General features: G+C 62.7%; 11 protein-coding genes. 8 read left to right on the top strand and 3 right to left on the bottom strand.

All coding sequences use genetic code 11. From position 1 onward, the window contains the following. Positions 1–654, top strand: a 654-nt coding sequence (gene fghA, locus WCE35_RS05820; RefSeq protein ID WP_424592394.1) for an S-formylglutathione hydrolase, incomplete at its 5' end; no start/stop codon positions are given. 112 nt (positions 655–766) lie between these two features. Here the strand turns inward: fghA and WCE35_RS05815 are convergent. Continuing rightward, positions 767–1,282 carry a DUF3280 domain-containing protein gene (locus tag WCE35_RS05815; protein ID WP_424592393.1) on the bottom strand — a complete coding sequence of 172 codons (516 nt, stop codon included), beginning with the start codon at positions 1,280–1,282 and terminating at the stop codon, positions 767–769. A gap of 132 nt (positions 1,283–1,414) precedes the next feature. On the opposite strand from WCE35_RS05815, the gene WCE35_RS05810 reads away from it, so the two are divergent. The 5 genes from WCE35_RS05810 (at position 1,415) to WCE35_RS05790 (ending at position 5,859) form a co-directional block, all read left to right on the top strand. Next, the gene (locus WCE35_RS05810; protein ID WP_424592392.1) at positions 1,415–2,596 is read left to right on the top strand and encodes an ABC transporter substrate-binding protein; all 1,182 of its coding nucleotides are present in this window, start codon (positions 1,415–1,417) and stop codon (positions 2,594–2,596) included. Positions 2,597–2,613: 17 nt separating this feature from the next. Then, the gene (locus WCE35_RS05805) at positions 2,614–3,585 is read left to right on the top strand and encodes a YVTN family beta-propeller repeat protein (RefSeq protein ID WP_424592391.1); all 972 of its coding nucleotides are present in this window, start codon (positions 2,614–2,616) and stop codon (positions 3,583–3,585) included. 68 nt (positions 3,586–3,653) lie between these two features. Further along, on the top strand, positions 3,654–4,403 hold the full coding sequence (locus WCE35_RS05800; protein ID WP_424592390.1) for an ABC transporter ATP-binding protein: 750 nt from the start codon (positions 3,654–3,656) through the stop codon (positions 4,401–4,403). Beyond that, positions 4,400–5,248, top strand: coding sequence for an ABC transporter permease (locus WCE35_RS05795; RefSeq protein WP_424592389.1), 849 nt, complete (start codon positions 4,400–4,402; stop codon positions 5,246–5,248). Before WCE35_RS05800 ends, WCE35_RS05795 begins: the two co-directional genes overlap by 4 nt. Beyond that, positions 5,245–5,859 (top strand): hypothetical protein, encoded by a 615-nt coding sequence (locus WCE35_RS05790; protein WP_424592388.1) that lies wholly within the window; start codon positions 5,245–5,247, stop codon positions 5,857–5,859. Before WCE35_RS05795 ends, WCE35_RS05790 begins: the two co-directional genes overlap by 4 nt. Positions 5,860–5,882: 23 nt before the next feature. On the opposite strand, the gene WCE35_RS05785 is transcribed toward WCE35_RS05790, so the two are convergent. Beyond that, positions 5,883–6,413, bottom strand: coding sequence for a PQQ-dependent catabolism-associated CXXCW motif protein (locus tag WCE35_RS05785; RefSeq protein WP_424592397.1), 531 nt, complete (start codon positions 6,411–6,413; stop codon positions 5,883–5,885). 41 nt (positions 6,414–6,454) lie between these two features. Continuing rightward, positions 6,455–7,339, bottom strand: coding sequence for a substrate-binding domain-containing protein (locus WCE35_RS05780; RefSeq protein WP_424592387.1), 885 nt, complete (start codon positions 7,337–7,339; stop codon positions 6,455–6,457). Between the two features lie 264 nt (positions 7,340–7,603). Here WCE35_RS05780 and WCE35_RS05775 point away from each other — a divergent pair, with 264 nt between their 5' ends. Further along, positions 7,604–8,530: a quinoprotein relay system zinc metallohydrolase 2 gene (locus tag WCE35_RS05775; RefSeq protein ID WP_424592386.1), complete on the top strand. Its 927-nt coding sequence runs from the start codon at positions 7,604–7,606 to the stop codon at positions 8,528–8,530. A 56-nt stretch (positions 8,531–8,586) separates the two neighbouring features. Continuing rightward, positions 8,587–9,417 (top strand): quinoprotein dehydrogenase-associated SoxYZ-like carrier, encoded by an 831-nt coding sequence (locus WCE35_RS05770; RefSeq protein ID WP_424592396.1) that lies wholly within the window; start codon positions 8,587–8,589, stop codon positions 9,415–9,417. Positions 9,418–9,437 lie beyond the last annotated feature (20 nt).

Here is a 9,437-nt window from a genome sequence, read left to right as displayed (position 1 = left end):
GGCGAATTCCGCGGCGCATGCGCCGAGCTTGGATTGATCTTCGTTGCGCCGGACACCAGCCCGCGCGGCGAGAACGTGCCGGGCGACCCCGCCGGCGCCTACGATTTCGGTCTTGGGGCCGGCTTCTACGTCGATGCGACACAAGTGCCGTTTGCGCGCAACTACCGGATGTGGAGCTATGTCACCGAAGAACTGCCGACATTGGTCGCCGAGCATTTTCCCGTCGATCGCACGCGGCAATCGATCCTCGGCCACTCCATGGGCGGTCATGGCGCGCTGACCGTCGCGCTGCGCCATCCCGATCGCTACCGCGCCGCCAGCGCTTTTTCGCCGATCGTGGCCCCCTCGCGCGTGCCATGGGGCATCAAGGCGCTGGGCGGCTATCTCGGCGCTGACAAGGAGGCGTGGCGCAAGCATGACGCCGTTGCACTGATCGAGGACGGCGCGAGATTTTCCAGCCTGCTGGTGGATTACGGCGACGCCGACCCGTTTCTGGCCGAGCAGCTTCGCCCGGAATTGCTGCAAGGCGCGTGCGAGAAAGCGAACATTCCCCTCACCCTGCGCCGCCAACCCGGCTACGATCACAGCTACTACTTCATCTCCACCTTCATGGCCGATCATCTACGCTGGCACGCTGCTCAACTGGCCGCTTGAAATTTCACGCGCCTACAGCATGATCCGGAAAAGTGGATACCGGCTTTCCGAAAAGGTCATGCTCAAACAAAAGATAGAGCTGGATGACGTTTCGAAGAGAAGTCATCTCGCTCTATCGAGCCTGGGGCGCGCCATAATTGGGCGCCAGCAGCCGGTTGCGCACCAGATAGCGCAGCGCCCGCGACCAGGATTCGTCGGTATTGCCGCGAAAGTCGGCGCTCATCGACGTGATGAGTTGTCCGCTATGGACGTCGCGCAGATAGATATTCATATTGAGGATGAGGTTGGAGACCTTTTGCACCACGCCCGTGATGACGAGATCGGCGCCGATCTGCCGTGCAAATTGCACATCGCAGCCGCCGCAGGCCTGCAGATTGCTGCCATGCACCGCAGCATTGATCGGGGAGATGTCGAGGAGACGGAATTTGCCGGATTCGGCCAGTTCCTTGCGCAACTGGTCGCCGACGCGCATCAGCTTGTCGTGCTCGTCGGTCCGCGGCCCGTCCACCTCGCCCTGCAGGCTCGTATCCACCAGTTCGAAATCGAACACCGCAAGCCTGGGTGCATCGGCGCGCGCCGGCGCCGAAGTCAACAGCAACAGCACAATGACGGCGAAAAGCGCTCTCATGATCGAGTCCCGGTCAAATCAAGGGTGGCGCAATGACGAAATGCAGGGTTGCAAGCTAGGGCAATTCGGTCATGTTTCAAGCCAGGAATTCCTCCATCGTCGGTCAAGCCGGGGGAACGTCAGGGAGGAGTCATGATCCGATGGTTGGTCGGTGCGGTCGGCTTGAGCGTCGTGGCCACGCATGCGCTCGCGGCCGAGCCGGTCGGGATCGGCATCGGCTATCTCGGACGCTACGGCGTCAAGTCGAAATTGTCGCTGGTCGAGCAGCCGTCGGAGAACGACGGCATTGCCGGCGCGCGTCTCGCAATCGAGGACAACAACACCACCGGCAAGTTCCTGAATCAGACCTTCACCCTGGAGGAGCTTCGGCTCAAGGACGGGGAGGATGTCGCCAAGGCGGCGACGACGCTCGCCACCCGCAACGGCTTCATCATCGCCGATCTGCCCCCGGAAGCGCTGGTGAAGGCCGCCGACGCGCTTCGCGATCGCGCAACCCTGCTGTTGAACGCCGGATCGATCGACGACCGGCTGCGCGAGGAGGATTGCCGTGCCAATGTGATCCACGTCGCCCCGACGCGTTCGATGCTCGCGGACGCGCTCGCCCAGTATCTGGTGTGGAAGCAGTGGAAGCGCTGGGTGCTGGTGGTCGGCTCGCATGACACCGACAAGCTCTATGCCGTGGCCCTGCGACGCGCCGCGGTGCGCTTCGGCGCGAAGATCGTTCAGGAGCGCACGTTCGAGGACACCGGCGGCGCCCGTCGCACCGACAGCGGCGTGACCCTGATCCAGCGCCAGATGCCCGTCTTCACCCAGCAGGCGCCGGCCTACGACGTTCTCGTCGCAGCCGACGAAAGCGAGGTGTTCGCTTCCTATTTGCCCTACCGGACCTGGGACCCGCGACCGGTCGCCGGCTCGGCGGGTCTGGTGCCGACGAGTTGGGACGCGGCGCAGGATCAGTGGGGCGCGACCCAGATGCAGAACCGCTTCATCAAGCTGAACTCGCGGCGCATGACGGCGCTGGACATGCAGGCATGGACCGCCGTGCGCATGATCGGCGAGGCGACGTCGCGTGCGAATTCCGGCGACCCGAAGCCGGTATCCGACTTTCTCAAGGGCAGCGATTTTTCCATTGCGGCATTCAAGGGCCAGCGGCTGACGCTGCGGGACTGGAACCTGCAGCTTCGCCAGCCCATTTTGCTGGTCGATGGCCGCATGGTGGTCTCGGTTTCGCCGCAGGAGGGTTTCCTGCATCAGGTCTCGGAACTCGATACGCTGGGCGTCGATCGGCCCGAAACCAGGTGCAAGCTGCATTGAAGACGGAGAAATCGCATATGTGGCGTGGTTGTCTGCTTTCGGGAATAGCGGCATGGCTCGCGGCGGCAGCGCCCGCTTCGGCCTTCATCGCCTATGTGTCGAACGAGAAAAGCAATACCGTGTCGGTGATCGATACCGACAACTGGACCGTCACCAGGACCATCAAGGTCGGCCAGCGGCCGCGCGGCATCGAGTTCACGAAAGATGGCAAGTTCGTGATGGTCGCGGTCGGCGATGACGATACGATTCAGATGATCGACGCGGCGAAACAGCAGGTGGTCGACTCCCTGCCCTCCGGTCCCGATCCCGAACTGTTCGTCCAGGATGCCGCCGGCAAGATCCTCTATGTCGCCAATGAGAATGACAACACCGTGACTGTCATCGATCTCGAAAAGCGCGTGCGCGCGGGCGAGGTTCAGGTCGGCGTCGAGCCCGAAGGCATGGCGCTGAGCCCGGACGGCAAGATTCTGATCAATACCTCCGAGACCACCAACATGGCGCATTTCATCGACACCGCGACGCGCCAGATCGTCGCCAACGTGCTGGTCGATGCGCGGCCGCGTTTCGCCGAATTCAAGCGCGACGGTTCCGAATTGTGGGTGTCGTCGGAGATCGGTGGTACCGTGTCGGTGATCGATCCCGCCAAACACGCGGTGACCAGCAAGATTACCTTCAGTGTTCCAGGCCTGCGGCGGGAAGCGATCCAGCCGGTCGGAATCGGCATCACCAGGGACGGCAAGACCGCTTTCGTCGCGCTTGGGCCCGCCAACCGCATCGCTATCGTCGATGGCACCAGTCACACCGTCACCAAATATCTTCTGGTCGGCCAGAGGGTCTGGCACATGGCGTTCACCCCGGACGAAAAATATCTGCTGGTGACCAATGGCGTATCCAACGACGTCTCGGTTATCGATGTCGCCGCGCAAAAGGTGATCAAGACGATCCAGGTCGGCGAGCTGCCCTGGGGCATCACGATTGCGCAGCCATGACGACAACCGATGCACCCGTCCCCGGCCCGATACCGGCGGAGATCCGTCCCCGGCGCGATCCAGCCGAAATGCCCGCCCTGTCGATCGCCGGCGTCAGCCATTCCTACGGCACAAGACGCGCCCTCATCGACGTCAGCTTCAACGTGGCACCGGCAAGCTTCACGGCCCTGCTTGGCCTTAACGGCGCCGGCAAGAGCACGTTGTTCGCCCTGGTCACGCGGCTGTTTGGAATTCAGGCCGGGCGCATCGGCATTTTCGGCCATGACATCGGCCTTGCGCCCGGCGAAGCGCTACGGCTGCTCGGCGTGGTGTTCCAGCCGCGCACGCTCGACCTCGACCTCTCGGTCACGCAGAACCTGCTTTATCACGCGGCCCTGCACGGCATCGGCCGGCGCGAGGCACGATCGCGCAGCGACCAGGTGCTCACGCGCATCGGCCTTGCGGACCGCGCCGGCAGCAAGGTGCGCGACCTTTCCGGCGGCCAGATGCGTCGGCTGGAAATCGCGCGTGCATTGCTGCATCGTCCACGCCTGCTGTTGCTGGATGAGGCGACCGTCGGGTTGGACGTCAAGGCCCGGGCCGACATCCTCAACCACGTCCGGCAGCTCGTCACCGAACAGGGCATCAGCGTGCTCTGGGCCACCCATTTATTCGACGAGATCACGCCGAAGGATGACCTCGTGGTCCTGCATCAGGGCCGCGTGCTGGCGCACGGCGAAGTCGCCCGCGTCATCACCGCAGCGGGCGCCCATGACGTGAACTCCGCATTCATGCGTTTGACCGGAGCCGCCGCGGAATCGGGGAGAGCCGCGCCATGAGTTCCACGTCTATCACGCCTGCCCGCACCGGCTTCTCGCTCTCGGAGTATGCCACCTGCCTGAACGGCATCGTGTGGCGCGAGGCCCTGCGCTTCCTGCACCAGCGCGAGCGCTTCGTCTCGGCGCTGGTGAGGCCGTTGGTGTGGCTGTTCATCTTCGCCGCCGGCTTCCGGCAGGTGCTCGGCATCTCCATCATCCCGCCCTACGAAACCTACATCCTCTATGAGGTCTATATCGCGCCCGGATTGATGGCGATGATCCAGTTGTTCAACGGCATGCAGTCCTCGCTCTCGATGGTCTACGACCGCGAGATGGGCAATATGCGCACCCTGCTGGTGAGCCCGCTGCCGCGATGGTATCTTCTGTTCTGCAAGCTTCTGGCGGGAACGGCGGTTTCGCTGCTCCAGGTCTATGCTTTTCTGCTGATCGCGTGGTTTTGGGATATCGCCCCTCCGCCGATCGGCTATCTCACGGTATTGCCGGCGCTGATCCTGTCCGGGTTGATGCTCGGCGCGCTCGGCATGCTGATCTCCTCCGGCATCAAGCAGCTCGAGAATTTTGCCGGTGTGATGAACTTCGTGATCTTCCCGATGTTCTTCGCATCCTCCGCGCTTTATCCGCTGTGGCGGGTGCAGGAGGGCAGCCCGGTGCTCTATTATGTGTGCCAGTTCAATCCTTTCACCCATGCCGTCGAGCTGATACGTTTTGCGCTGTATGGACAGACCAACTGGATTTCGCTGGCGGTCGTCGGCGGCTGCACTTTGGCCTTCATGGTCGGCGCGGTATACGCCTACGATCCATCGCGCGGCCTGATCCGCCGCGGGCCCGCCGGAGGCGAAACATGAGATGGCAGATCGCGATCGGGGCTCTGCTTGCCCTCACGGCATCGGCCGGCTTCGGCTTCGCCGCCGATCCGCGCCATCAGGATTGGCCGTGCGCCCAGGCCAAGGTGCCGGAGATTTCACTTGCCGCGGTGTGGGCGGGTCCACCGCTCGACGACGCCTCGGACAAGTGGAAGAATGATGCCAGGGTAAGCGCGCTGGTGTCGAAACTGGCCGCGAGACGGACCCCTCTCGAAGAGGCCCAGCAGGCGATCAAGGAATTTCTGGCGGGGGCGGCGGCCGAAAAGGTCACCATGGCCAAGCTCCTGTTCGCAGGCCTGTTCGATACCCTCAATGCCCAGCGCTCATCGGTCATGAACGGGCTCGAACGGGTGACCCGAAAGCAGCGCGAGGCGGCGGAAAAGATCCGGTCCGATACGCTGGCGCTACAGGCGTTGCAGGATGCGTCCCCGCCCGATCAGTCCAGGATCGACGAGCTCGGCAACCAGCTCGTCTGGCAAACCCGGATTTTCGAGGACCGGCGGCGTGTGGTCAAATTCGTCTGCGAGGTGCCTGTCGCGATCGACCAGCGGCTGTTCGCACTCGGCCGCATGATCCAGCAGGAGATGGAATAGCGAACGCCACGCGTCCCGTGCGATCAGCGCGGAGACGGCGTCTCCTCGTCCGAGCGCGGCTCCGGTTGCGATTCCGCCATCGGCAGGCCGGCGAACTCCCAACCATCGGTTCCTTCCGGATACCAGGCCACATGCCTGTATCCATACGACAGGGCCCGCTTTGCCGCGTTCCAGGACATCCAGCAATCGGTCTGGCAATAGATCACAAGCAGCACCGCGTTGTTGCCGCCGGAAGCCCGGACGAGTCCGCGCCGAAAATAGTCTTCGGTCGCTTCCGCCAGCTTTCCGTAACCGGTGTCCGGCAACCAGAAGCTGCCGGGGATGTTGTGCCGCGGCTTGTCGCGCCAGATCGTGCCAGCGGGCAGATTTTGCGGCTTGGGCGCGCGCGGCAACACGTCGACGAAGACGCCAGTGCCGGCGCGCCAGATCATCTCGGCCTCCGCGGTCGCAAGAACGCGTGCACCGGCGAGCGTTGCGGGGACAGGCGCGCGGTAGTTTTCGATGCGGTACCCGTCCGGCTCCGCAACGTCGACCTGCGCATACACCGGGGCCATGAACACCAAGGCCGCGAGGATCGGACCGGCAAAACTCCGCATTACGGCGACTTGGTCGTCGTCTCCGCGCCGATCGGCTGGTCGTTCTCGTCGAGCAAGGGGACGCCGAAATCGAGCAGTATCTTGTTGATGGCCGGCTGGTTTTGCTGGATCAGCCGATTGAGCGACCGTTTCCAGTTCTGGTCGGCTGGACGGACGCCCATGCCGATGCGATAGACAAGCTGAGGTCCCGTCGTTTCCTTGACAAGCGGCGTGACCTGGAGCGGCGGGCTTGCCCGCTTGGCGTAAAAGCCTGCCATCGGTCCCCATAGAATGCCGGCGTCGATCTCACCAGACATCAGATCATTGACCATGGCTTCCGCCGAGGAATCGAAACGCGTATCGATCATCAGCGGATAAGGCTTGGCATTCATCATCAAACCATTTGCCGCCATGTTGGTGGCAGGAGGCGTGCCGGCAACGATGCCGATGTGCTTGCCTTTCAGGCGCTCATCTTGCAGCGTCGCGACCTGTTCGAGACCGCTGCCTTGCCTGGCGATCAACGCGTAGGCCGTGCGGTAATAGGGATTGGTACCCTGGACAAGGTCGTCGCCCTGCGGAAAACCCATGATGACGTCGCAACGATGCGCGCCGAGCGTCATCCGAACGAAGCCGGTCGCCTGCGGAAAGTACATGTAGTCGAGCTTTTTCTGAAGCTTCTCGGCGAACAATTCGGCGAGCTTGTTCTCGAACCCGTCGCCCTTCGCGTTCGAGAACGGCAGATTGCGCGGGTCGGCGCATACCCTCAACACCTTGGGATCGACAAGCTCGATTGACAGATCACTGCTTTCGCTGGTCTGCGCCCGCGAGATGTCCCTGCCGACCAGCATTGCCGCGATCGCAACCAGCGAAATCAGCAGCCAGCGATGCAGCGGGGGATTTGTCATTGAAGCCGTTGCCGTGCCGGCCTGCCAATCGTTGCCAACTTCCAACACTCGTCTCAATGAACCGACCTTTCAATAGACGCCAGCGACAATCAAAATGCTATACTTGCAAAATGCTATGCTTGCAAAATGCCATGCTTGTCAATTGGGGCGTGCAACGGGAATAAGCTTCATGATGAATTCGCCTTGCGTGCTGCGACGCAAACCGCGTCGACGGTGCGACATGAAGCTGTCAACGGTGCTTCGTGGTGAGATGGAGGCAGAAGTATGGCTCATCACGCTTCGGTTCTTGCGGCGCTCGCCTTGCTCGGCGCTTCGACGTTCTCGAATGCGCAGCAACAGGAACTGGCCGTCAGCGAAATCGCGCGTGGCGTATTCGTGCATGCCGGCCAAACCGCGCTGATGATACGCGAGAACGACGGCGCGATCGCCAATATCGGATTCATCATCGGCGAGAGCGCGGTCGCGGTGATCGATACCGGAGGCAGTGTTCGTGAGGGAGCGCAACTGCTCGCGGCCATCCACGCCCGGACCGACAAGCCGGTCCGGTACGTCATCAACACGCACGGCCATCCGGATCATGTCTTTGGCAATGCTGCCTTTGAGCGCGATGGTGCCGTGTTTGTCGGTCACAAGAACCTGCCGCGGGCTTTGGCGGCGCGCGGGCAGTTCTATATCGACGGATTTCGCCGGACCATGGGCGACCAACTGATCGATGAGGTACGCATCGTACCGCCGACGCTCCGCGTCGACGGTACCGTTCGGCTCGACCTCGGCGCGCGCACGCTGATCCTGCGGGCATGGCCGGCCGCGCATAGCGACAGCGATCTGACAGTCTTCGACGAGCAAACCAAAACCCTGTTCGCCGGCGATCTCGTGTTCCTTGCGCATGCGCCAGTGCTGGACGGCAGTCTTCGCGGCTGGCTAAGCGTAATCGACCAGCTCGGCACCGTCCCCGCCGAACGGGTGGTCCCCGGTCACGGACCCGTGAGCGACTGGCCGGCGGCGCTCGCCGATGAGCGCCGCTACCTGGAGACGCTGGCGTCGGACGTTCGCGCGCTTGTCGCCCGCGGCGCGCCGATCACGGTCGCAGCCGGTACCGCCGCGGCCTCGGAGCGATCGCGATGGCAATTGTTTGACGACTTCAATGCGCGTAACGCAACCGCAGCATTTTCGGAAATTGAATGGGAATAGCGCGCGCCATACCCTATATTGACGTGGTTGCCGCCACCTTTGCGAGAGATGTGACCATGCTCGGAGTTCATTTCCGTCAATTCTGCATTGCCGGCCTGCTGGGTGCCGCGTTCGGAGTGCCGCTTGCGCACGCCGCAACGCCCGATGCGTATGATCCGTGGCCCGGCCTGGTCCAGGACATCTTCAACAACCGCGCAATGAACGACGGCGCTGAAGTGATCGCCATCGAGATGCCGTACCGTGCCGAGGATGCGGCGATCGTGCCGGTGACGCTACGGACAAAGCTTTCCCCAGGCGACCGCCGCCGCGTGCTGACGATCACGCTGGTCATCGACCAGAATCCCGCGCCGATGGCGGCCAGGTTCGAACTCGGAGCGGACGCCAATGTGTCGGAAATCTCAACGCGCGTGCGGGTCAACAATTATACCGACGTTCATGCAGTCGCCGAGCTGAGCGACGGGAAGCTCTATATGACGAAGACGTATGTGAAGGCGTCCGGCGGCTGCTCCGCACCGGCCGCCAAGAACATCGAAGAGGCCAACAGCAGGCTGGGCCAGATACGTTACCGGCCATTCCCAAAGCCCGGCCAGGGTCCCGCGAGCGGCGCTCGCGAAGCCCAGATCATGATCGGCCATCCGAACAATTCCGGCCTGCAGATGGACCAGGTCACGCAGCTTTACATTCCGGCCTTCTTCGTCAACGAACTGCGGCTGTGGCAGGACGACAGCCTGGTGCTGGCGATGGAAGGCGGAATTTCAATTTCGGAAGATCCCAACATCCGATTTACCTATGTTTCGAATGGTGCCAGGCGATTTCGCGCCGACGCCAGGGATACCGAAGGCCACGTTTTTCAGAAGGAATGGAAAATCGACGACTCCGGCATTTGACGGGGCCCGACCCGGCCTGG

Source organism: Bradyrhizobium sp. (genome assembly GCF_049691595.1).
Taxonomy (GTDB): Bacteria; Pseudomonadota; Alphaproteobacteria; order Rhizobiales; family Xanthobacteraceae; genus Bradyrhizobium.
This window is presented reverse-complemented; position numbering and strand designations above follow the sequence as displayed.